This window comes from Streptosporangium heterodermiicola (genome assembly GCF_051390675.1).
GTDB lineage: Bacteria > Actinomycetota > Actinomycetes > Streptosporangiales > Streptosporangiaceae > Streptosporangium.
This window is the reverse complement of the sequence record NZ_JBPJSR010000008.1, coordinates 159,460-181,623: the sequence shown is the minus strand read 5'-3', so window position 1 is coordinate 181,623 and position 22,164 is coordinate 159,460. Positions and strand designations below refer to the sequence as shown.

General features: G+C 71.9%; 23 protein-coding genes. 14 read left to right on the top strand and 9 right to left on the bottom strand.

The window, feature by feature from the left end; translation table 11 throughout:
• Positions 1–243 precede the first annotated feature (243 nt).
• Entirely contained in the window at positions 244–939 is a 696-nt protein-coding gene (locus ACSC1Q_RS19295; RefSeq protein WP_436760095.1) for a response regulator, read from the bottom strand.
• Entirely contained in the window at positions 936–2,636 is a 1,701-nt protein-coding gene (locus tag ACSC1Q_RS19290) for an ATP-binding protein (RefSeq protein ID WP_436760094.1), read from the bottom strand. The genes ACSC1Q_RS19295 and ACSC1Q_RS19290 overlap by 4 nt, the downstream gene beginning before the upstream one ends.
• A 174-nt stretch (positions 2,637–2,810) precedes the next feature.
• Between ACSC1Q_RS19290 and ACSC1Q_RS19285 the strand changes: the two genes are divergently transcribed.
• The 3 genes from ACSC1Q_RS19285 to ACSC1Q_RS19275 are packed head-to-tail and all read left to right on the top strand — an operon-like array spanning position 2,811 to position 6,100.
• Positions 2,811–3,776 (top strand): tripartite tricarboxylate transporter substrate binding protein, encoded by a 966-nt coding sequence (locus ACSC1Q_RS19285; protein ID WP_350969451.1) that lies wholly within the window; start codon positions 2,811–2,813, stop codon positions 3,774–3,776.
• Positions 3,776–4,606: a tripartite tricarboxylate transporter TctB family protein gene (locus ACSC1Q_RS19280; RefSeq protein WP_436760093.1), complete on the top strand. Its 831-nt coding sequence runs from the start codon at positions 3,776–3,778 to the stop codon at positions 4,604–4,606. The genes ACSC1Q_RS19285 and ACSC1Q_RS19280 overlap by 1 nt, the downstream gene beginning before the upstream one ends.
• Positions 4,607–6,100 (top strand): tripartite tricarboxylate transporter permease, encoded by a 1,494-nt coding sequence (locus ACSC1Q_RS19275; RefSeq protein WP_436760092.1) that lies wholly within the window; start codon positions 4,607–4,609, stop codon positions 6,098–6,100.
• 87 nt (positions 6,101–6,187) lie between these two features.
• On the opposite strand, the gene ACSC1Q_RS19270 is transcribed toward ACSC1Q_RS19275, so the two are convergent.
• Positions 6,188–6,769 (bottom strand): TetR family transcriptional regulator, encoded by a 582-nt coding sequence (locus ACSC1Q_RS19270; RefSeq protein WP_436760091.1) that lies wholly within the window; start codon positions 6,767–6,769, stop codon positions 6,188–6,190.
• 82 nt (positions 6,770–6,851) lie between these two features.
• Between ACSC1Q_RS19270 and ACSC1Q_RS19265 the strand changes: the two genes are divergently transcribed.
• Positions 6,852–7,583, top strand: coding sequence for an SDR family NAD(P)-dependent oxidoreductase (locus ACSC1Q_RS19265; RefSeq protein WP_436760090.1), 732 nt, complete (start codon positions 6,852–6,854; stop codon positions 7,581–7,583).
• Between the two features lie 5 nt (positions 7,584–7,588).
• Positions 7,589–7,906, top strand: a complete 318-nt coding sequence (locus ACSC1Q_RS19260) for a DMT family transporter (protein WP_436760089.1) — start codon at positions 7,589–7,591, stop codon at positions 7,904–7,906.
• Between the two features lie 206 nt (positions 7,907–8,112).
• Here the strand turns inward: ACSC1Q_RS19260 and ACSC1Q_RS19255 are convergent, their stop codons facing one another.
• A complete protein-coding gene (locus ACSC1Q_RS19255; RefSeq protein ID WP_436760088.1) occupies positions 8,113–8,490 on the bottom strand; it encodes an SH3 domain-containing protein in 378 nt (125 codons plus the stop codon).
• Between the two features lie 676 nt (positions 8,491–9,166).
• Here ACSC1Q_RS19255 and ACSC1Q_RS19250 point away from each other — a divergent pair.
• The 9 genes from ACSC1Q_RS19250 to ACSC1Q_RS19210 all read left to right on the top strand — a co-directional run bounded on the left by ACSC1Q_RS19250 (position 9,167) and on the right by ACSC1Q_RS19210 (position 16,655).
• Positions 9,167–9,304: a putative ATP-grasp target RiPP gene (locus ACSC1Q_RS19250; protein ID WP_436760087.1), complete on the top strand. Its 138-nt coding sequence runs from the start codon at positions 9,167–9,169 to the stop codon at positions 9,302–9,304.
• Between the two features lie 54 nt (positions 9,305–9,358).
• Positions 9,359–9,502 (top strand): putative ATP-grasp target RiPP, encoded by a 144-nt coding sequence (locus ACSC1Q_RS19245; RefSeq protein ID WP_436760086.1) that lies wholly within the window; start codon positions 9,359–9,361, stop codon positions 9,500–9,502.
• Between the two features lie 135 nt (positions 9,503–9,637).
• On the top strand, positions 9,638–10,744 hold the full coding sequence (locus ACSC1Q_RS19240; protein ID WP_436760085.1) for an MvdC/MvdD family ATP grasp protein: 1,107 nt from the start codon (positions 9,638–9,640) through the stop codon (positions 10,742–10,744).
• Entirely contained in the window at positions 10,741–11,892 is a 1,152-nt protein-coding gene (locus ACSC1Q_RS19235; protein WP_436760084.1) for a TIGR04500 family putative peptide maturation system protein, read from the top strand. Before ACSC1Q_RS19240 ends, ACSC1Q_RS19235 begins: the two co-directional genes overlap by 4 nt.
• Complete coding sequence (locus ACSC1Q_RS19230) at positions 11,889–12,353, top strand: hypothetical protein (protein WP_436760083.1); 465 nt, start codon at positions 11,889–11,891, stop codon at positions 12,351–12,353. The genes ACSC1Q_RS19235 and ACSC1Q_RS19230 overlap by 4 nt, the downstream gene beginning before the upstream one ends.
• Positions 12,350–14,488, top strand: a complete 2,139-nt coding sequence (locus tag ACSC1Q_RS19225) for a peptidase domain-containing ABC transporter (RefSeq protein ID WP_436760082.1) — start codon at positions 12,350–12,352, stop codon at positions 14,486–14,488. The genes ACSC1Q_RS19230 and ACSC1Q_RS19225 overlap by 4 nt, the downstream gene beginning before the upstream one ends.
• A 310-nt stretch (positions 14,489–14,798) precedes the next feature.
• A complete protein-coding gene (locus tag ACSC1Q_RS19220; protein WP_436760081.1) occupies positions 14,799–16,016 on the top strand; it encodes a helix-turn-helix domain-containing protein in 1,218 nt (405 codons plus the stop codon).
• A 61-nt stretch (positions 16,017–16,077) separates the two neighbouring features.
• Positions 16,078–16,353 carry a hypothetical protein gene (locus tag ACSC1Q_RS19215; RefSeq protein ID WP_436760080.1) on the top strand — a complete coding sequence of 92 codons (276 nt, stop codon included), beginning with the start codon at positions 16,078–16,080 and terminating at the stop codon, positions 16,351–16,353.
• Positions 16,350–16,655, top strand: a complete 306-nt coding sequence (locus ACSC1Q_RS19210; RefSeq protein WP_436760079.1) for a hypothetical protein — start codon at positions 16,350–16,352, stop codon at positions 16,653–16,655. The genes ACSC1Q_RS19215 and ACSC1Q_RS19210 overlap by 4 nt, the downstream gene beginning before the upstream one ends.
• Positions 16,656–17,013: 358 nt before the next feature.
• Here the strand turns inward: ACSC1Q_RS19210 and gatB are convergent, their stop codons facing one another.
• The 5 genes from gatB to gatC form a co-directional block, all read right to left on the bottom strand.
• A complete protein-coding gene (gatB, locus tag ACSC1Q_RS19205; protein ID WP_436760078.1) occupies positions 17,014–18,519 on the bottom strand; it encodes an Asp-tRNA(Asn)/Glu-tRNA(Gln) amidotransferase subunit GatB in 1,506 nt (501 codons plus the stop codon).
• A 34-nt stretch (positions 18,520–18,553) separates the two neighbouring features.
• On the bottom strand, positions 18,554–19,123 hold the full coding sequence (locus ACSC1Q_RS19200; protein ID WP_435288491.1) for a hypothetical protein: 570 nt from the start codon (positions 19,121–19,123) through the stop codon (positions 18,554–18,556).
• Positions 19,120–20,208, bottom strand: a complete 1,089-nt coding sequence (locus tag ACSC1Q_RS19195; RefSeq protein WP_436760077.1) for an AAA family ATPase — start codon at positions 20,206–20,208, stop codon at positions 19,120–19,122. The genes ACSC1Q_RS19200 and ACSC1Q_RS19195 overlap by 4 nt, the downstream gene beginning before the upstream one ends.
• Positions 20,209–20,269: 61 nt before the next feature.
• Positions 20,270–21,760 (bottom strand): Asp-tRNA(Asn)/Glu-tRNA(Gln) amidotransferase subunit GatA, encoded by a 1,491-nt coding sequence (gene gatA / locus ACSC1Q_RS19190; protein WP_436760076.1) that lies wholly within the window; start codon positions 21,758–21,760, stop codon positions 20,270–20,272.
• Positions 21,757–22,056 carry an Asp-tRNA(Asn)/Glu-tRNA(Gln) amidotransferase subunit GatC gene (gatC, locus tag ACSC1Q_RS19185; RefSeq protein WP_329085297.1) on the bottom strand — a complete coding sequence of 100 codons (300 nt, stop codon included), beginning with the start codon at positions 22,054–22,056 and terminating at the stop codon, positions 21,757–21,759. The genes gatA and gatC overlap by 4 nt, the downstream gene beginning before the upstream one ends.
• Positions 22,057–22,164: the final 108 nt, after the last annotated feature.

Here is a 22,164-nt window from a genome sequence, read left to right as displayed (position 1 = left end):
GTGAGAGCCTTGAGGGTGGGCGGCCGGGGAGTGGCCGGGCTGCGCGCCGGGAGGGAGTCGCGGGCCGCGGGCGCCCGGCGGGACGGGGCCCGAGGGAAGTGGCACTGCCTCAAAGGGGTCCGGCGGCGGGTTCACAGGCGCTCCGGCGTTCCGCACGGCCTCCGTATCCTCCTGCTTCGCAGCTTCCACCTCCGGCAACCTTAAACCACATTGGTCAACCGCCGTCCCAAAAGGAGTAACAAATCAGCCTGTCCAGCGGTAACGGTGTTCCGGCCTTCCCGCGGTGCCGTACTTCGGGCGGAGTTCCGCCTGACCCGCCGCGCACAGGTGTTCCAGGTATCGGCGGGCGCTGACCCTGGAGAGACCGGTGATCGTCGCCGCCTCGGCCGCCGACAGGTCCCCGCCGCTCTCCTTGAGCGCCGCCGCGACCAGGGAACAGGTGGTGCCGGACAGCCCTTTGGGCAGCGGCGGCGGCACTCCCCTGACCGCGCCGAAGAGCCGGTCGATCTCGTCCTGGCGGGCCTCGTCCCCGAGGGTGGCGAGCTGCCTGCGGATCTCGGCGTACTGTTCGAGGCGCTCGGCCAGGGCGCGGGCGGTGAAGGGCTTGATGAGGTAGTTGACCGCGCCGCCGCGCATCGCCGCCCGGACCGTGGCCACGTCCCGCGCGGCGGTGATCACCAGTATGTCAACCGGGTGCACGGCCTCCCTGAGCTTCGCGAGAACGTCGAGTCCTGACATGTCCGGCAGGTAGATGTCGAGCAGTACCAGGTCGGGCCTGCGCGTCGCGGCCGACGCGATCGCGGCGCTCCCGGTGTGGACGACGTCGGCGACCGTGAAGCCGGGCATCCTGGTGACGTATCCGGCGTGGATCCTGGCCACCATGAAGTCGTCGTCCACGACCAGGACGCGGATCTCCCCCGCGTGCCCGTTCCCTGTCATCTCGGCACCTCCCGGTCCGTGGATCCCCGGTCGGGGGGTGGCGCGGGTTCGGCGGGGTCGCCGGACTCGCCGGGGTCGCCTGTGCGGGACGAGGAGGGCCGCCCGTTGGCGGGGAACGAAGGCTCGCCGGTGGGCAGGAGCGCGGTGAAGACGGCTCCGCCCGCGTTGTGCACCCGCACCCAGCCACCCCGGCGCGCGCACGCCTGGCGGGTCAGGGCCAGGCCCAGGCCGCGCGGCCCGGCGTGGGCGGCCTTGGTGGTGAAGCCCTCCCTGAACACCTCGTGGACCAGGCCCGGGGTGATCCCCGGGCCCGAGTCGCCGACCCGGACGCGCAGGCCGTCCGCCTCGGTACGGACCGAGACCTCCACCGTCCCCCCCGTCTCCTGCAGCGCGTCGAGGGCGTTGGCGACCAGGTTGCCGACGACCAGGACCGCGTCGTGCGGGTCGCCGAGCATGCCCGCCTCCACCCGCGAGTCGTCGGACAGCACCAGGGTCGCGCCCCGCTCGGCCGCCTCGGCCGACTTGGCCAGCAGCAGCGCGGCCAGCGTCGGGTCGGCGACCTTCTCCCTGATGCCCGAGGCGTGCCTGCTGTAGGCCTCGGTGGTCTGGGTGATGTAGCTGACGGCCGTCTCGTGCTCGCCGAGTTCCAGCAGGCCGACCACGGTGTGCATCCGGTTGGCGAACTCGTGGGCCTGCGCGCGCAGCGCGCCGGTCGTCGTGCTGGCCTGGTCGAGCTCGCGCGCCAGCCGTACCAGCTCGGTGCGGTCCCGCAGGGTGACCACCCAGCCGCTCTGCCGTTCCCGTACCGCCACCGGGGTCCGGTTGAGCACCAGCACCCGGTCGCGGTGGAGCACCACCCGGTCGTCGCCGGGGTCCACGCCGTCCAGCACGTCCCGCATCCGGTCGGACAGGGGCATCTCCCGCAGGCTCCGGCCGACGTCGTGCTGGGAGAGGCCGAGCAGGTCGCGTGCCGCGTCGTTGACCAGCGTCACCCGTCCCTGGAGGTCGAGGGCGAGCACCCCCTCCTTGACGCCGTGCAGCACGCCCTCGCGCTGTTCGAGCAGCGCCGCGATCTCCGCGGGTTCCAGGCCGAACGTCTGGCGGCGTACCCGCCGGGCGATCAGCGCGGCGGCGGCCGACCCGGCGACGAGGACCGCGAGGACCGTCCACAGCAGCGGCGGGAGCGCCTCGCCGAGCTGGTCGGCGACGGTCCCCTCCAGGATCCCGACCGAGGCCAGGCCGATGACCTGCCCCGAGGAGTCGAGGATCGGGACCTTGCCGCGCACCGAGCGGCCGAGGGTGCCCGTCTGGATGCCGGTCCAGTGCTCCCCGTTCGTCATGACCTCGGAGCCGTCGGTGGACAGCTTCTTGCCGATCAGGGCCGCGTTGGGGTGGGCGTAGCGGATCTGGTCGCGATTCGCGATCACCACGTAGTCGGCACCGGTGGCGGCCTGCACCCCGAGCGCGATCGGCTGCAGGCTCAGCTCGGGCCGGGGCAGGTCGAACGCCTCGCGCACCTGGGGAAGCCCCGCCACCGACTCGGCGATCGCCAGGGCGCGCTGCTGGTACTGGCGGTCCAGCAGGACGCGGGTGTGCTCCATCCAGACGCCCGCCGTGCCGCCGACCGCGAGGAACACGATCACGGTCTGCAACACGAAAAGCTGGGTGCCGAGCGAGGCGTTGAGTATGCGCCGCACGAGTTAACTCCCTGGTCAGGGACCTCGATGAAAGCAGTCTGAGGTAACGGCGAGGTCGCGAGGAGGTGTGACCAATATGACCGATACGACGGCAACCACGCAAAGGATCGACAGGGGGACCTCCCGGGGTCACCATCCTCACCACGCTTTCTTTACGTTTGTTTGGAGCTGACCATGCGTCTTCGGAGACTGGCCGCCCTCGCGGTGCTGTCCCTCGCCGCCCTCACCGCCTGCGGTTCCGGTGGCGGCTCGGGTACGAGCGCGCTGAGAATCATGGCGCCGGCCTCGCCGGGAGGCGGCTGGGACCAGACCTCCCGCGTCGCCGGGGAGGCGCTCAAGTCCGCGGAGCCGTCCCGCAAGGTCGAGGTCTACAACGTGCCCGGCGCGGGCGGCACCATCGGCCTGGCCCAGCTCGCGGGCGAGAAGGGCAACGGCGACCTGTTGATGACCATGGGCCTGGTCATGGTCGGCGCGGTCGAGCAGAACAAGTCGAAGGTCACCCTGGCCGACACCACGCCGATCGCGAAGCTCACCGAGGAGTACGAGATCGTCGTGGTTCCCGCCGGGTCGCCGTACCAGACGCTGGGCGACCTGGTGACGGCGTGGAAGGCGGACCCGACGAAGATCGCCATCGCGGGCGGCTCCGCCGGTGGCACCGACCACATCGTGGCGGGCCTGATGGCCAAGGCCGCGGGCATCGACCCCAAGCAGGTCAACTACATCGCCCACTCCGGCGGCGGCGAGGCGCTCAACGCGCTGCTCGGCGAGAAGGTCGCGATGGGGATCTCCGGCATCGGCGAGTTCGCCGAGCACGTGAAGTCCGGCAAGCTGCGCGCCCTCGGCGTCAGCTCTCCCGAGCGGCTCGCCAACGTGGACGCCCCCACCATCAAGGAGGCGGGCCTGGACGTGGAGCTGGCCAACTGGCGCGGGTTCGTCGCGCCGGGCGGGCTGGACGACGCGGCGAAGAAGGCGCTCACCGACCTGGTCACCAAGATGCACGACTCCCCCGCGTGGAAGGACGCGGTGATGAAGAACGGCTGGACCGACGTCTTCCAGACCGGGCAGCCGTTCGCCGACTTCCTCGCGGCGGAGCAGACCAAGGTCAAGGCCGTCATCGCGGAGATGGGCCTCGTCTCCTGATGCCTCCCGCGGAAGACCAGTCCGGTCCCACCGGCACCGGCGCCACCGGTGCCGGTGACCACGGCACCGGATCCGAACCCGGTGCCGCCGTTGCCCGTGCGGGCGACGGCGGCACCGGCAGTACCCCCGACACCCCCGACACCCCCGGCACCCCCCGTGCCGCCGGCACCCCCGGTCCCCTTACCGGGTCCGGGGGCGACACGGATCCCGGGAACGGCTCCGGGAGCGGCACAAACTCCGGAACCGGCACGAATCCCGGAAGCGCCTCAGGCCTCGAAAGCGACCCGGCCTCCGGGAGCGGCACGGACGCGCGTCCCGGTACGGCGGCCGAGGGCGACGACACCGGGTGGTCGTGGCGGCGGCCGGAGCTGGGGCTGGCGGTGCTGGTCCTCGCGCTGGGCGCGTTCGTGATCGTCGGCACCGCCGACGTGACCGCCGCGGGCTCCACCCTCGGTCTCGGGCCCCGGTTCTTCCCGGCCCTGGTCGGCGGGTCGATGCTGCTGATCGGGCTGTTCTACGTGGTCGACGTGCTCAGGGGAGGTCGCGGCGACCCCGAGGACGCCGAGGACATCGACCCCGGCACGCGGGCCGACTGGCGGACGGTCGCGCTGGTCAGCGTCATCTTCCTCGCCTTCGCCGGACTGCTCGACCTGCTCGGCTGGGTCATCGCGGGCGCGCTGCTCTTCTTCGGCCTGTCCGTGACGCTCGGGGCGGCCCACCGGCTGCGCGCGGGCGTCATCGCGATCGTGCTGTCCACCCTCACCTACCTGGTGTTCGTCAGGGGCCTCGGCGTGACGCTGCCGGCCGGGCTGCTGTCCGGGGTGATCTGAGTGGACTCCTTCCAGCTGTTGATGGACGGCTTCGCGACCGCCCTCACCCCGGTGAACCTGCTCTACGCGCTGGTGGGCGTCACCCTGGGCACGCTGGTGGGCGTGCTGCCCGGCATCGGCCCGGCCATGACCGTGGCGCTGCTGCTGCCGATCACGTTCACCGTCCCCCCGGCGAGCGCGTTCATCATGTTCGCGGGCATCTACTACGGCGGCATGTACGGCGGGTCGACCACCTCGATCCTGCTCAACACGCCCGGCGAGAGCTCCTCGATGATCACCGCCCTTGAGGGCAACAAGATGGCCAAACGCGGCCGGGCGGCCCAGGCGCTGGCGACGGCGGCGATCGGCTCGTTCGTCGCGGGCACCATCGCCACCGGGCTGCTGGTCGTCGCGGCGCCCCTGGTGGTGGACTTCGCGATCTCCTTCGGTCCCGAGGACTACTTCGCGCTGGCCGTCCTGGCCTTCACCGCGGTGTCGTCGGTGCTGTCCCGCTCCGTCGTGCGAGGGCTGGCCTCGCTCAGCCTCGGCCTGGTCATCGGGCTCGTCGGCATCGACCAGCAGACCGGGCAGGCCAGGCTCACCCTGGGCATCCCGCAGCTGCTCGACGGCATCGACGTGGTGATCGTCGCGGTCGGGCTGTTCGCCCTGGGCGAGGTGCTCTACGTCGCCTCGCGGCTGCGGCACGGCCGGCCCGAGGTGGTCCCGGTCGGCCGGGCGTTCCTCGGCCGCTCCGACTGGTCGCGTTCCTGGCGGCCGTGGCTGCGCGGCACCGCGCTCGGCTTCCCGTTCGGCGCGCTGCCGGGCGGCGGCGCGGAGATCCCCACGTTCCTGTCGTACTCGATCGAGAAGCGCTTGGCGCGCGGGGTCGCCCGCGAGGAGTACGGCAAGGGCGCCATCGAGGGGGTCGCCGGTCCCGAGGCGGCCAACAACGCCTCGGCGGCGGGCACGCTCGTCCCGCTGCTCACGCTGGGCCTGCCCACCTCGGCGACGGCCGCGATCCTGCTGGCGGCCTTCCAGCAGTACGGGCTGCAGCCGGGCCCGCAGCTGTTCGACCACAACCCGGCGCTGGTCTGGGGCATGATCGCCTCGCTGTTCGTGGGCAACACCATGCTGCTGGTGCTCAACCTGCCGCTGGCCCCGCTGTGGGCCCGGGTGCTGCGGATCCCCCGGCCCTACCTCTACTCGGGGATCGTGCTGTTCGCGGCGCTCGGCGTCTACGCGCTGAACTCCTCCTGGGTGGAGCTGGTCATCCTCTACATCCTGGGCATGCTCGGTTTCGCGATGCGGCGCTTCGGCCTGCCGGTGGCCCCGGCGGTGATCGGCCTGATCCTGGGCCCGATGGCCGAGATCCAGCTCCGCCGGGCCCTGGCCATCGGCGCGGGCGACGTGACGGTGCTGGTCAGGAGCCCGATCGCGGCGACGCTGCTGGTCGTCTCGCTCCTGGCGCTGTGCACGCCCCTCATCAGGAAGGCGGCCGCCCGTCGCGGCGCCTGACCCCGAGAGCGTTACACGCGGGCACGGACGGACGTCCGTGCCCGTTTCCGTTCCCTCGCGCGGCGTACGTCTCAGGGGATGAACGTCTCAGGGGGTGAACGCGGCCAGCAGGTCGTCCAGCCCCGCCTTGACGCGCTCGACCGTCACCCCGCGGTCGCGCAGGCGGTGGGCGAGCAGCGGCGCGGCCAGCGGTGCGAGGAGGGCGTCGGCGAGGACGTGGGCGTCGGCGCCGGGCCTGGCCTGGGTGACGAGCATCGACAGGTGCGCGTGGTAGGCCTCGTAGGCACCGCCGAAACGGGCGAACGGTGTCGCCGTCTCGGCCATCACCAGCAGGTCCAGTTGTTCCACGGTCCTGTCTGCGAGGGCGTGCAGGAAGCCGCGGATGCGGGCGGGCGCGCCGGCGCCGGGCCCCAGGGGTGGCGGCCCCTCGATGAACGCCTCCTGGAACTCGCGTTCCCGCTCGTCGATGAGCGCGTACGCCAGCCCCGAGCGATCCCCGAACCGGCGGTACAGCGTGCCGACGCCGACTCCGGCGGCGGCGGCCACCTCCGCCATCGACAGTCCCTCGACGCCGTGAGCGGCGACGATGTCTGCGGCGGCGGCGAGGATCTTCACGCGGTTGCGCGCCGCGTCGACCCGTTCGCGGCGCGGGTTCATGACGACGTCCACGATCACAGGCTACTGGAGGCTTGTAAACGGAATCGGTTCCGCTTTATGGTTAAGCGGAACCGATTCCGCTTAAGGAGCACACATGACACGCAAGGTCGCGCTCGTCACCGGGGGAAGCCGTGGCATCGGCGCCGCCGTCGCCGTACGCCTGGCCGCCGAGGGGGCCGACGTGGTGATCACGTACGCGCGCTCGGCGGAGCGGGCGGCGGCGGTCGTCAAGGAGATCGAGGCGGCCGGCGCCCGCGGGCTGGCCGTGGCGGCGGAGGCCGCCGACGCCGGCACACTGGTCGCCGCGGTCGAGCGGACGGTCGCCGAGTTCGGGCGGATCGACATCGTGGTCGGCAACGCCGGCGTCGCCTCGTTCGGGCCGCTGGAGGAGGTGACGCTCGACGAGGTCGACCGCGTCCTCGCGATCCACTCCCGCGCCTCGTTCGTGCTGGCCCAGGCGGCCGCCCGGCACATGGGCGGGGGTGGCCGGATCATCTGCGTCGGCAGCAGTCTCGCCGAGCGCGTGCCGTACCCGGGATGGACGCTCTACGCGATGAGCAAGTCCGCGCTGGTCGGCCTGACCAAGGGACTCGCCAGGGACCTGGGCCCGCGCGGCATCACGGCCAACCTCGTCCAGCCCGGTTCGACCGACACGGAGATGAACCCGGCCGACGGGCCAGGAGCGGACGAGGAGCGGCGCTTCACCGCCCTGGGCCGCTACTGCGATCCCGCCGACATCGCCGCCACCGTCGCGCACCTGGCGGGAGAGGGCGGCGGGAACATCACCGGCGCCGTCGTCACCGTCGACGCGGGCGCCACGGCCTGATCGCGATGGCCTGGGTTCTGCTTCTCGCGGCGGCCGCCCTGGAGATCGTCTGGGCCACCGCGCTCGAACGTTCGGATGGGTTCACCCGGTTCTGGCCGGCGTTCGTCGGGGTGACGGCGGCGGTCGTGAGCTTCGTCATGCTCACCTTCGCGCTCAGGACCCTGAGCATGGGCACCGCGTACGCGGTCTGGGTCGGGCTCGGCACACTCGGGGTGGCCGCCGTGGGCATCGCCGCCCTGGGCGAGAGCGCGGCTCCCGCCCGGCTCGCCTGCCTGGCGCTCATCCTGGCCGGCGTCGTCGGCCTCAAGCTCCTGGACGGGTGACGCGGCGCCGGGGCGTCACGACAGGGACGTGACTCCGGGGCGTCATGGCAGGGGCGTGACTTCGGGGCGGCGCGACCGAGGACGCGGCTTCGAGGCGTCGCGGCTCCGGAACCTCGCGGCAGGGGGCGCGGCTCCGGGGCCGTGTAACGGGGAACGGCCGCCCGGCCGTGGGGAGCCGGGCGGCCGGGCTCATCCCGGGAAAGGGGCTATTCCCGCAGTGTGTCGACGGCCGGGCCGTCGAACTTCTGGCCGTCCTCCCTGGCCAAATAGGTGCAGGAAACCCATCCCGTGGTGCCGGACGGCAATCCCGAGGCCGACCTGGCGCCCAGCCGGAACCTGCACCAGCCGCCCGACGAGCTGAGAATCTGCCCGTAATCGCCGTAGTAGAGGTAGCCGATGACCGTCGATCCTCCGGCACTCGACCGCAGGCGCACCCCGTCGGCGATGACGACCGCGTCCACACCGGGGACCGCCGACAGGGCGGAAGCGCTGCTCACCGGGGTCGCCTGAGCGGGAACGGCGGCGACGGCCATTCCCGCGACAGCCGTCACCATCACGGCGGCGAATGTCAGAAGCCTTTTCATTGAACGCTCTTCCGATCGCGAGGTCAGGTCATGTCGGAGTGAAAGGTGTGACTGCAGTGATTACTGTGCAAGTCACCAAGAATTTCGTCAATACCTATTCAGTTTCAGAAATATGAATTACCACATAAAAAGGCCCTGGCAATTAAGGGGAAGCAAACGCCCAAAAAGCCCTTCGACCTTCGCGGGCCGCCCGGTGTCCTACGGCGTCGTACGCCAGGGCCGAGCGTGTGGCCCCGTGCCGGTTGTCCACCGGCCCCGCCGACCGGCGGACAGGGCGCCGACGCTCGCGCCGTCCGGGGCGCACGTCCCATGGCGGCCATCAGGCGTGCGCCCCCGCGCGTCACGAACTGCACCCCCACGCGTCGCAAGCCGCGCCCCTGCGCGTCGCAAGCCGCGCCCCCGCGCGTCGCAAGCCGCGCCCCCGCGCGTCACGAGCTGCACCCTCGCGCGTCACGAGCTGCACCCTCGCGCGTCGCAAGCTGCACCCTCGCGCGTCGCAAGCCGCGCCCCTGCGCGCCCCCGCGCGTCACAAGCAGAGCACAAGTGGTCCACAAGTGATCATTCCTAGATTCCTCCATGTGACCGGGGACCGAAGACGGGGACCCGGTGACCGGCTCTCGACACCGAGGCCGGAAGACCAACGGGGGTCGCGGTGACGCGGCCGAGAGGAATGATCATGTCGAAGTTCACGATCGACGACCTGCCCTTCGAGGGCGCCGAACTCGCCGAGGCCGAGCTGGGCCAGGTCTCCGGCGGCAAGTGGTCGGTCAGCGCGTGGAAGAAGGACCTGCCGTGCGAGTGGTGGCAGTACTAGTCCACCGGTCCGCGCGCACGCCCCCGCCACCTCACACGGCCGACAGGAACGATCATGTCGAAGTTCACGATTGACGACCTGCCCTTCGAGGGCGCCGCGCTGACCGAGGCCGAGCTGGGCCAGGTCTCCGGCGGCCTGCCCGGCGGGTGGGTGCTGACCTACCGCCCGGAGGGCTGCGTTCGCGAGTCCACCGGCTGATCGGGCCGGCCCGCCGGCACCGGAAGCCCGCCCGCCGTGAGACGGGCCGGGCCTTCGGCGGACGGCACATCGGATGAACACGGCACGGCGGAACGGGAGATCCGTTCCGCCGTGCCTTCGAGACGGGACCGGGCAGTGATTCTGATCATCAGCAGGCGAGGGGACGGGGCGGTCGAGAGGGTCATGACCGCACTCCGGCGGCGCGGCGCTCGCCTGGTGGGACCGGACGGCGACACAAGCGATACAACAACAACCACCACCACCGCGCACGACGACACGAACACCACAGCCACCGTCGCGCACGGCGACACAGCCGCCACCGCCACCACCGCGGACGGCGCCGGAACGCCGGTGCTGTGGTGGGACACCGGCGACTTCCCCGGCCGCAGCCGGATCACCGCGTCGTTCTCCGGCGGGGAGCGACGGCTGCTGCTGGACACCGGTACGGAGACGATCGACCTGTCCCGCGTCACCGCGGTCTGGCGCAGCCGGCCGAGCGCGCCCTCCGCGGCCGGCACCGTGACCGAGCCGAGTCACCGCGCGCACGTCGACCAGCAGGCGGAGTTCATGCTGGACGGGGTGTGGAGCCTCCTGCCCGCACGCTGGCTGCCCGGACGCCGGGCGGACGAGCGCCGCGCGCACAACAAGATCTTCCACATGGCGCGGGCGATCGAGCTGGGCTTCTCCGTACCCGACACGGTCTACACCAACGACCCGGCGGAGCTGGCGGGCGCGTACGAATCGGCGGGGCGGCTGGTCGCCAAGCAGATCACCGCCGAGCCGTTCCAGGTCGACGGCGCCGAGCACCGCGCGTTCACGACCGTGGTCACCCGCCGCCACCTGGCCTCCCGGCACCGGGTGCAGCACGAGCCGGTGATCCTGCAGCCGTACGTCCCCAAGGCGGTCGAGCTGCGGGTGATCGTCGTGGGAGAGCGGGTGTTCGCCGCCGAGATCGACGCTTCGGCCTCCCGGACGGCGAGGGACGACTGGCGGCACTACGACAACGACCGCGTCAGGTACGGCGTGCACGAGCTGCCCGCCGAGGTGGCGTCGCGCTGCGCCCGGCTGGTCGCCGACGTCGGCCTGACCTACGCGGCACTGGACTTCATCGTCACCCCCGGCGGCGAGTACGTCTTCCTGGAGCTGAACTCCAACGGCGCGTGGGGGTTCGTCGAACTGTGGACCGGGCTGCCCGTCAGCGACGCGATCGCGGGCTGGCTCATGAACGGAGGAACACCGTGACCGATTTCGCGAAGGCCCTGCAGTCGGGGGCCTCCCTGCTTCGTACGCTGCCCCGCCGGAACGCGGGCGTCGCCGACGCCCACCGCGCGGTCGGCGAGTGGGCGGCACGGTATCCGGAGGTCCGGGCACAGCTCGTCGTCGACCGGCGCCCCGGAACCCCGGTGGTCGACTACGACCTGCTCCTCGACCACCCCGACGGCGGCACGGTCGCGCTGACCGCCTCTCCCGAGGACGGGGTGCCCTGGCTGATCGACCACTCGACGCACTGGGCGGCCGGGCACCTGGTCAGCGTCAACGACGTGGACGTGACGGTCCCCCAGGCGCTGACCATGCTGCGCTCGCTCTCCCGGCGGGACGCGTCGCCGTACCGGGAGATCGTCGACCAGTGCCTGCTCGTCGAGGCCGCCGGGGACGCGACCGGGGACGCCGAGAGCGCGCCGCTCACCGCCGCCGACCTCCAGACCACGGCCGACGAGTTCCGCAGGGGCCGTGGGCTGCACGACCGCGCGTCGACCCTGGCCTGGATGACCGAGGCCGGCATGTCGGGCGAGCGGTTCGAGGCGTACATCATCGAGATCGCCCGCCGCCGCCGGTTCCGCCGGGACAAGGAGGCGGAACTGGCCGCGGGCCACCTGGCCGCGAGCCCCGGTGACTTCGCCCGGGTCAGGGCCGTGTGGGTCACCGGCGACGAGAAGGTGACCGCCGGCACCACGACCGACCTCCTCACCGCCCTCGCCTCCCTCGGGGAGACGACCACCTCTCCGGTAGTGGCTTCTCCTGGAGAAGCCGCGGTGACCTCGTACGGGGAGGTCGTGGCGCCGTCGCCGGAGCGGGTCGCGGCGACCTCGCCCGGGGAGGCGGTGGTGACCTCGCTCGGGGAGGCGAAGGCGACTTCGCCCGGGGAGGCGGTGGTGACGTTCGCGACCCGCTGGGAGGCGGAGCTGCCGGAGGTGCTGCGCGGTGCGGAGCCCGGCCGGGTCGTCGGCCCGGTGGAGCTGCCCGACGGCGGCTTCCTGACGGGTGCCGTCCTGTCCAGGAGCCCGGCCACCGGCGACGCGGAGACACTGGCCGCCGCCGGGCGCGCCGCGTTCACCGGCTGGCTGGCGGAGCGCCGCGCCGCGGCCACGGTCGAATGGCACTGGTCGTGATCGATCCGGACAGCACCCAGGCCGTCTCCGCGCCCGGCCGGCACCGGGTCAGGCACTGGGAGGACGCCGAGGGGTACCGTACGCGCCCCCCTTACGCGCCTCCCGCCTCCTCCGAGCCGCGGTTCCCGGCGGCGACCGCCACCACCGGGCCTCAACCGCAGTCCCCCGCGACCACTCCCGTCACTTCGCCGCAGTCCGGTCCCGCATCCGAAGGTGCTCCTCCCCCGGGAGGCGGCCAGGGGCGGCTCGTCTACCGGGAGGAGGCGATGCGCCGGCATGTCGCGGCCCGCTCCGCCGCCCGGATGCCGCTGGTGATCAGCGGCCCGTCGTTCCTGCTGCTGTGGATCGCGGTGGCCGTCGTCCTGGCGGCCGGTGCCGCGCTCGTCGCCCTCGCGCTGGGAGCGGGCGAAGTCCTCGCGCCGGGAGCAAGCGGAGTCCTCGCCCCGGGAGCGGGCGGATGAGGAGTCGCGTACCGGTCCTGATGCAGAACACCGCCACCGAGTGCGGCGCGGCGTGCCTGGCCATGGTGCTCTGCCACCACGGCCACCGCACCACGCTGCACCAGGTGTCCGAACGGCTCCAGGTCGGCAGGGACGGGCTGAGCGCCAAGGCCATCGTGGAGGGCGCCCGCGAGCACGGCCTGAAGGCGCGCGCCTTCTCCCTCGCGCCCGAGGACCTGGCGCGCGTGCCGCTCCCCGCGGTCGCGCACTGGGAGTTCAACCACTTCGTGGTGGTCGAGCGCTGGTCACCCGACCGGGTGGACCTCGTCGACCCCGGCCGGGGCCGCCGCCGCCTGACGGCGGAGGAGTTCAGCGCCGGGTTCACCGGTGTGCTGCTGGTCTTCGAACCCGGTGAGGGGTTCCACCGCGGCACGTCCTCGATGGCGAGCGCCTGGCGGCGCGAGTTCGTCCGTACCCTGTTCCGGCGCCGCCGTGGCCTGCTCGCGCAGGTCATCGCGGCCTCGCTGCTGCTGCAGCTGCTGGGGCTGGCCCTGCCTCTCCTCTCCCAGCTGCTGATCGACGAGGTCATCCCGTCGCGGGGAGCGGACCTGCTGCCCCTGCTGGGCGGGGCCGTGCTGCTGGCCGGGGTGGCCCAGTTCGTGATCGGCTACCTGCGGGCGGCGCTGCTGGTGGCCGTACGGGCCCGTGCCGACCAGGAGCTCACCGAGGGGGTGATCGGCCACCTGGTGGCGCTGCCGTACCGGTACTTCGCGCAACGCGGCAAGGGCGACCTGCTCACCCGGGCCGCCAGCGTCTCCACGCTGCGCGACATCCTCACCGGCCAGATCGTGGCGGCGCTGCTGGACGGCCCGCTGGCCGTCGGCTACCTCGTGCTCGTGTACGTCTGGGATCCCGTCTTCGGGCTGGCGCTGAGCGGGGTGGTCGTGGCCCAGGGCCTCCTGGTCCTGGCCACCACCCGCCGGATCAACCTGCTCACCCAGCAGGAACTCACCGCCTTCTCCGCGTCGCAGAGCAGTCTGATCCAGGCGATAACCGGCATCGAGACGCTGAAGGCGTCCGGGTCCGAGAACCGGGCGGTGGAGCAGTGGTCGGCCCACTTCGCCCGGCAGCTCAACGCCGACGTGCGTAGCGGCCTCACCCAGGGCCTGGTGGAGGCCGCGCTGTCCGCGATCCGGGTGGTCGCCCCGCTCGGCCTGCTGTGGCTCGGCACGTGGCGGGTGCTCGACGGGGAGCTGACCGTGGGCGCGCTGATCGCGCTCAACGCCGTCGCGCTCGGCGCCCTGATCCCGCTGGGCTCGCTGATGACCGGCCTGCAGAGCCTGCAGCAGGCGGGCGCGCACTTCGACCGCCTGTCCGACATCCTCGCCTCGGAACCCGAGGCCAGCGACGGCATCGAGGTGCTGCGGCTGCGCGGCGCGGTGGAGTTGCGCGGCGTGGGCTTCCGGCACGACCCCCGTGGCCCGTGGGTGGTGCGGGACGTCTCGGTCTCCATCCGCCCGGGGCAGAAGGTCGCCCTGGTGGGCGCCTCGGGTTCGGGCAAGAGCACGCTGGCCAGGCTGCTGCTCACCCTGCACACCCCGGTGGAGGGTGAGATCCTCTACGACGGCGTCCCCGCCTCCGAGCTCAACCTGCGCACCCTGCGCCGCCAGTTCGGTGTGGTCGGTCAGGAATCCTCCCTGTTCAGCGGCTCGATCCGGGAGAACATCGCGCTGAACTCCCCCGACGCGCCCTTGGAGCGGGTGGCCGCCGCGGCCCAGGTCGCGGCGCTGCACGAGGAGATCATGGCCATGCCGATGGGGTACGAGACGATGCTGACCGACGGCGGCGGTCTGTCCGGCGGCCAGCGCCAGCGGCTCTCCCTGGCCCGCGCCCTCCTGTCACGGCCGAAGATCCTGCTGCTCGACGAGGCCACCAGCAGCCTGGACAGCGCCACCGAGGCGACCATCGAGTCCAACCTGTTCTGGCTCACCCAGACCCGGATCGTGATCGCCCACCGGCTGAGCACGATCCGCGACGCCGACCTGATCCTGGTGGTCGACTCCGGCCGCGTCGTCGAACGCGGCACCCACGACGAGCTGATGGCCGTCGGCGGCACATACGCGAACCTGGTAGCCGCCCAGGCCACTCCCGCCTGACCTCACCCCACGCGGTACGAGACCGGTACGAATTGATCAGAACCCCGGGGTGGCGCGATCGAATTGGGCCGCGTCTGGAACGGCCGTCCTCGCGAACGTCGGAGCGCTCGCGGGGCACCGCCAGGGTTTCGGGAGCGGCTGTTCACGGTTTCCGTTGTCGGCCCGGCCGGAGTGGCCCGTGATCACCGGAGGCGGCGGGCAGCCGCAAGCGGATCTCGTACCCCCTGACCAGCTGTTCCCATGACACGCGAAGGCCCCGAACGTAGCCTGAGGTCGTCGAGACCATTACGGAAACGTGCGGGGCCTGCTCATGCGTGATGACGGTGCGAACCCCTCCGCCGAAGATCGAATTGGGCGGCGGATTGCCCGGGCCCGCAAGTTGCGCGGCCTGACGCAACAGCAACTCGCCGACCGCGTGCCCTGTTCCAAGAGCCTGATCGCCCAGGTCGAACGAGGGCACAAACCGGCCACACAGGCTCTCGTCACCGGCGTGGCCCGGACCCTGCGGATCGGGCTCGGCGAGCTGACAGGTCAGCCGTACCTCGATCCCGATGCGCGCGAGAACCGGATTCACCAGTGTGTTCCCGAGATTCGGCGCGCGCTCCTCACGTGGGATCTGCCCGACGAGGACATCTCGCCGCCGTCGATGGAGCGGCTTCGGGCGGACGTGCGCCGCGCGTCCGCGCTGGGCAGGCAGGCCAGGTACGCCCAGCTGGGAGAGATGCTTCCGGGACTCCTGGAGGAGCTGACGAGAGCCGCGCATGTCAGCGAGGGCGCGCGACGCGACGAGCTTTTCGGGCTGCTGTCCGAGGCGTACACCGGGGTGACGGCGATCGCCTACACGCTGGGATACTTCGACCTGCGAAGCTCCGCCATGGATCGTGTGGCGTGGGCGGCCCAGGCGTCCCAGGATCCGCTGCGCGTCGCCCGCACGCAGTGGCAGCGTTCGACCCTGTTCCTGGCGACGGCCACCTACGACAAGGGCCTGACGCTTCTGGATCGGGTCCGGCGGGACATCGGTGAGGACCTCGGCCGCCTGGCTCCCGCCGAACTGAGCGTGTACGGCGCCGCCCATCTCCGTTCCGCGATCTTCGCCGCCCGCGCGGCGGACCGGCAGACCGCGTTCGACCACATCGAGCACGCACGCGAGGCCGCCCGCGCCCTGGGCGGGGACGCGAACCACTACGGTCTCGAATTTGGGCCCTCCAATGTGATCATGCATGAGGTCACGGCCGCCGTGGAGATGTACGACGGCGGCGAGGCGGTCCGTCGCGCCCGGCACGCCACGTTCCCCCCGACGGTCGCGCCGGTCCGTCTCGGCCACCACTACATCGACCTGGCACGTGGCTGGCTTTACCACGGCGATCGCCAGAAGGCCCTGGAGACGCTGCTGGCCGCCCGCCGTGTCGCACCCCAGCAGACGCGCAACCATCCGATGGTCCGTGAAACCGTCCGGATGCTCGTCGATCTGGAACGGCGTCGCCCCCGGAGCCTCAGCGGCTTCGCGAGCTGGCTCGGCCTGCCGTAGCACGTACGGGTTTCACAACCAGTGATACTTCGCCACCCCTCGTGACGGTGACGCTATGTACATGCATCGGAACACGGAATCACCACACGCGCCGGGCGTCGGGGATCCGCCCCCGCTGACCGGCGGCCAGGCCGACGCGCTCGCGACGAGCATCGGCCACGCGTTCCCGCCCTGGAGGATCTGGTGGGCCAATGACATCTGGTACGCCACCGGCCCGTGTCCGGTGCCGGGCTGCGTCTGCACCCCTACCCTGCACGACCCCGCCCCGAGCGGCCTGTGCCGCCAGCTCGACGAGCACGAGTGGCGGGCCGGGGCCCGGCGGGAGGATCCGCGATGACGAGCCAGGAGGGGTCCGTCCCGCGAAGGCCGCAGTTCTCCGAGGAGGAGGCGGAGCTGGCCGAACGCCGCCTCGCCGCGCTCCGGCAGTCCTACCCCGGCTGGGAGATCGTCTGCGTGACCGACCTCAGCGTCCCCGTCTGGTACGCCACCTTGCGCGCCACGGTCACTCAGCGGCGGAGACAGGCCGGTGTCCGCGAGACGTTCATGCGCTTCTCCCCCGAGGCGCTCGCCTCGGAACTGTCCGTCCAGGTCGAAAGGCTGCACGGCACGCGGGCCCGGCACACCTTCACCGACCCGTGAGCAGCCGCGACGGCGGAAACCTCTCGCGCCGACGCACTGAACTCCCGCGAGCGGTGGTGCGGACGACCAGGGGCCGCTCGCGGGCCGAACGCGACCGGACGGCGCTCCGGGTCTGGCGCCGTCGCACACCGGTCGCGACGGTGCCCCCGCCAGGAGGGGCGGGGGCACCGTTCACACCATCCGGCCGGACCTGCCCGCCTCCCGGAAGGGCCGGAGCACCCAGGCACGGGCCTCGCCGAGGAGGCGGGGCCTTCGCGCGGGCCACAGGTAAAACCTCCGGCGCGAGACCTTCGCGTGAGTTCTCCGAAGCATCGCTCGCGGGTCTCCGCGGAGGCTCCAAGGAAACCCCAGGCGTGGACTACCCGGAGACGCCGAGGCGCTCCAGGATGAGCTCGCGGGCGCGGCCCGCGTCGGCCTTGCCCCTGCTGGCCTTCATGACGCCACCGACCAGGGCGCCGACGGCGGCGACCTTGCCGTTGCGGACCTTGTCGGCCGCGTCGGCGTTGCTCGCGAGGACCTGGTCGATGATCTCCATCAGCTCGCCCTCGTCGTTCACGATCTGCAGGCCGCGGGCGGCCACCACCTCGTCGGGAGAGCCCTCGCCGTTCAGCACGCCCTCCAGCACCTGGCGGGCCAGCTTGTCGTTCAGCGCTCCCCCGGCGACCATCGCGCACACCCTGGCGATCTGGTCGGGGGTGATGCTCAGCGCGCTCAGCGGGAGCCCGGCCTCGTTGGCACGGCGGGCCAGCTCGCCCATCCACCACTTGCGGGCGTCCGCGGGCGGGGCACCCGCGGCGACCGTCGCCTCGACCAGGGCGATGGCGTCGGCGTTGTGCATCGCCGCCATGTCCAGGTCGGACACGCCCCACTCCTGCTGGAGCCGCTTGCGCCGCGTGCCCGGCAGCTCGGGCAGCCCGGCCTTGAGCTCGGCGACCCACGCCGGGTCGGGGGCGATCGGCACCAGGTCGGGCTCGGGGAAGTAGCGGTAGTCCTGCGCCTCCTCCTTGGACCGTCCCGAGGTGGTGGTGCCGGTGTTCTCGTGGAAGTGGCGGGTCTCCTGGATGATCCGGCCGCCGTCGGCCAGGATCGCGGCCTGGCGCTCGATCTCACCCCGTACGGAACGCTCGACGCTGCGCAGCGAGTTGACGTTCTTGGTCTCGGTGCGGGTGCCCCACTCCGAGGAGCCGCGCGGCATGAGGGAGACGTTCACGTCGAAGCGCATGGAGCCCTCCTCCATGCGGACGTCCGAGACGCCGAGGCCGCGCACCAGCTCGCGCAGCTCGATGCCGTACGCGCGGGCGACCTCGGGGGCGAGCCTGTCGGTCCCCGGGACCGGCTTGGTGACGATCTCCACCAGCGGGATGCCCGCCCGGTTGTAGTCGACGATCGAGTAGTCGGCGCCGTGGATGCGGCCGGTCGCGCCACCCACGTGGGTGGACTTGCCGGTGTCCTCCTCCAGGTGGACGCGCTCGATCTCGATCCTGACGGTCTTGCCGTCGACCTCGACGTCGAGGTAGCCGTCGAAGCAGAGCGGCTCGTCGTACTGGCTGATCTGGTAGTTCTTCGGCATGTCCGGATAGAAGTAGTTCTTCCGGGCGAAGCGGCACCACTCGGCGATGGAGCAGTTGAGCGCCAGGCCGATGCGGATGGTCGCCTCGATCGCGGCGGCGTTCGCCGTCGGCAGCGAGCCGGGCAGCGCCAGGCAGACCGGGCAGACGTGCGTGTTCGGCGGGGCGCCGAACGTGGTCGGGCAGCCGCAGAACATCTTCGACGCCGTGCCCAGCTCGACGTGCGTCTCCAGGCCCAGCACCGGCTCGAAGCGCTCCAGCGCCTCGTCGTACGGCATCAACGTCTCAGCGCTCACTGTCGTTCACCACTCCCTGCTCCATAAAACTGCTTCATAGATAACCAAGTCCCTTCAACGCGTTCCTCGTCTCGGCCACCCAGTTCGCGTAGGCGGGCACCTGGGCCAGAACGGCGAGATCGATGTTGCGTCCTATGTACTCGAAGTAGTCGCGGGCCGGTTTGCCGCGCCGGGGGACGGTCGTGGCCAGCACCCCTGCGGGGTCGGAGATCCTCTCGACGTCGCGGGGCCGCGCCGGCAGCCTGCTGAGGTCGCTGCCCTCCAGTTTCGCCCACGCGGCGGGGTCGGCGAGCAGCCAGCCCTCCGTCTCGCCCAGCCCGATCACCGGCACCAGGTAGTGCGAGTGGTAGCGGACGCCGTCCCTGCGGCGGCGCTCCCGCTCGTCGTCGTGCGTGAAGAGCAGGTGACAGTCGGCCGCGAGCTCCTCCAGCGCGGTGACCATGTGCTCCCGGTCGCAGGAGACGACCTCCGTCGCCTCGACGTCGACGGCGTACGGCGACATCCAGGTGAGCTCGCGCAACTGCCTGGAGATCACGATGCCGAGGAAGCCCTCGTCGGCCTCCCCCTCCGCGATGAGCCCCGGGACCAGCGGGCGGCTGCTCATGCCGCCGCGCCCAGGTATTTGCGGACCTGCCGGGGCGAGACGAACGTGCCGGGCTCGCCGTCCGGCTGGATCGGCTTGGCCACGGTCACCCGCGACACCCGGTCGTTGTCGGGGTCGACGCGGACCGCGGTGTCGAGGAACGTCAGCGCGTCCGGCTCGGTCCGGTAGACCTCCGCGACGACGATCGGGGACTGGCTGGTGAGGATGAGCTGCCGCAGCGGCTCGGGACCCCCCGGCGCGGTGATCCGGCGGCGCACCCGCCGGAGCAGCTCGCCCAGACGGGCCGGATGGACGCCGTTCTCGATCTCCTCCACCAGCAGCGTGCCCGGATGGTCGGGGTCGTGCAGGGCGGCGAGCAGGCCGAGGATCCGCAGGGTGCCGTCGGACAGCAGCGCCGCCGGGACCACCCCCTGGCCGTCGACGAGCAGGTCGAAGGAGCACTCGCCGCGCTCGACGCGCGGCACCAGCCCGACGACGTCGGGGACCACCCCCGCGAGGTCGGCCGCGAGGTCGGCCAGCGCCTCCGTACCGGCCATCCGCCCGAGGACGGCGGCCAGGTTCGAGCCGTCGGCCGCGAGCGGCCCCCGGTTCGCCGAGGGAGCGCGGCGGCGCATCGCCGAGGGTGACGGCGAGTGGCGGCGCCACGACTGGACCGTACGGCGGGGCGTGCCCTCGGGGTCGGGGTCCTCGACCATGAGCTCCAGCAGCTCGTCGGGGATCCGCTGGACGACGTGGCTGACGACCGCGCCGCTGGACCTGGGGATCTTCAGCACCATCTCCGCGCCCACGTCGAACCTGATCGGCACCACGGAGCCGGGCTCCGGGGTGACCAGCGCCTCCACCGAGACGACGAACCCGGGCACCGCCGAGCCGTGGGCGACCCGGTGGAACTGCTCGCCCGGCAGCCCTCGGGCCGCCCCGAGCAGCCCGCCGGAACCCTCGATCTCGGCCGCCACGAAGCCCACGGCGTCGAAGAGGTTCGACTTGCCGCTCGCGTTGGGGCCGACCAGCGCGAGGAAGGGCGGCACATCGAGATCGAAGCTCAAGAAGGACTTGAACCCGTCGATCTCGATCCGAGTGATCATGCCGCCGTTCTCCCTGTCACCTGTCGCCCCCTCGTCCTCGCCCCGAAATCCCGGAAAAGCCCTAGAGCTCCGGGGCTCTGGACAGCAGGTCGCCGCCCCACCGGCTCTGGAGGGCCCTCTCGACCGCGGCGCCGACCCGGTAGCAGCGGTCGTCGCCGAGCACCGGGGCCATGATCTGCAGACCGACCGGCAGGCCGTCCTCGTCGGCCAGGCCGCACGGCACGGAGATGGCCGCGTTGCCCGCCAGGTTGGTCGGGATGGTGCACAGGTCGGCGAGGTACATCGCCATGGGGTCGTCGGCGCGCTCGCCGATCGGGAACGCCGTGGTGGGCGTCGTCGGCGAGATGAGCACGTCCACCTGCTGGAAGGCGGCCTCGAAGTCGCGCGCGATGAGCGTGCGGACCTTCTGCGCCTGCCCGTAGTAGGCGTCGTAGTAACCGCTGGACAGCGCGTACGTGCCCAGGATGATGCGGCGCTTCACCTCGGGACCGAAGCCCCGCGCCCGGGTGAGGGCCATGACCTCCTCGGCGCTGCGCGTGCCGTCGTCGCCGACGCGCAGGCCGTAGCGCATGGCGTCGAAGCGGGCCAGGTTGGAGGAGCACTCCGAGGGGGCGATGAGGTAGTACGCGGGCAGCGCGGTGGTGAACGACGGGCAGGAGACCTCGAAGACCTTCGCGCCCAGCGACTCCAGCAGCTCCACGGACTCGTGGAAGCGCGCGAGCACGCCCGCCTGGTAGCCGTCGCCGCCGAACTCCTTGACCACGCCGATGCGCAGCCCCGCCACGTCGCCGTTGCGGGCGGCCTCGACGACCGAGGGCACCGGGGCGTCGACGGAGGTGGAGTCCATGACGTCGTGCCCGGAGAACGCCTCGTGCAGCAGCGCCGCGTCGAGCACGTTGCGGGCGAACGGGCCAGGGGTGTCGAGCGAGCTGGCGAAGGCGATCAGGCCGTAGCGGGACGAGCCGCCGTAGGTCGGCTTCATGCCCACGATGCCGGTGACGGCGGCGGGCTGGCGGATCGAGCCGCCGGTGTCGGTGCCGGTGGACAGCGGGGCCTCGTACGCGGCGACGGCGGCGGAGGAGCCGCCTGAGGAGCCGCCGGGGATGCGCGACAGGTCCCACGGGTTGTGGGTGACGCCGTACGCCGAGTTCTCGGTGGAGGAGCCCATCGCGAACTCGTCGAGGTTGGTCTTGCCGAGGATCACCAGCCCGGCCTCGCGCAGGCGGCGGGTCACGGTCGCGTCGTAGGGCGGCTTCCAGCCCTCCAGGATCTTCGATCCGGCCGTGGTCGGCATGTCCCTGGTGGTGAAGACGTCCTTGTGCGCGATCGGCACCCCGGCCAGCGGGCCGAGCTCCTCGCCGGCGGCCCTGCGGGCGTCGACGGCGCGCGCCTGCTCCAGGGTCGTCTCGGCGTCGACGTGCAGGAAGGCGTTGACCTTGGGCTCGACGGCGGCCATCCGGTCGAGGTGGGCCTGGGCGACCTCGGCGGCGGAGACCTCGCCGCTCGCGATCAGCGCGCCCAGGTCCGCGGCGGACTTGCGGATGAGGCTCATGCTTCCTCCCCGAGGATGCGCGGGACGCGGAAGCGGCCGTCCTCGACCGCCGGGGCGCCGGACAGCGCCTCTTCCGGGGTCAGGCTGGGTCGTACCTCGTCGGGGCGGTAGACGTTGGTGAGCGGGAGGGCGTGCGAGGAGGGCGGGATGTCGTCGGCCGCCACCTCGGCGACGCGGGCGACCGCACCGATGATCACATCGAGCTGGGCGGCGAAGTGGTCGAGCTCCTCGTCGGCCAGCGCCAGCCGGGACAGCCGGGCGAGGTGAGCGACCTCGTCGCGGGTTATGGCGGACATGAGTCGTTGAACCCGTTTCGTGGAATGGCAATTGGACACTGTCATCCTATGGCTCGCGACCTGAGGGTCCCGACTCATTAACACTGCCGCAACCAAGCGAAGATCTAT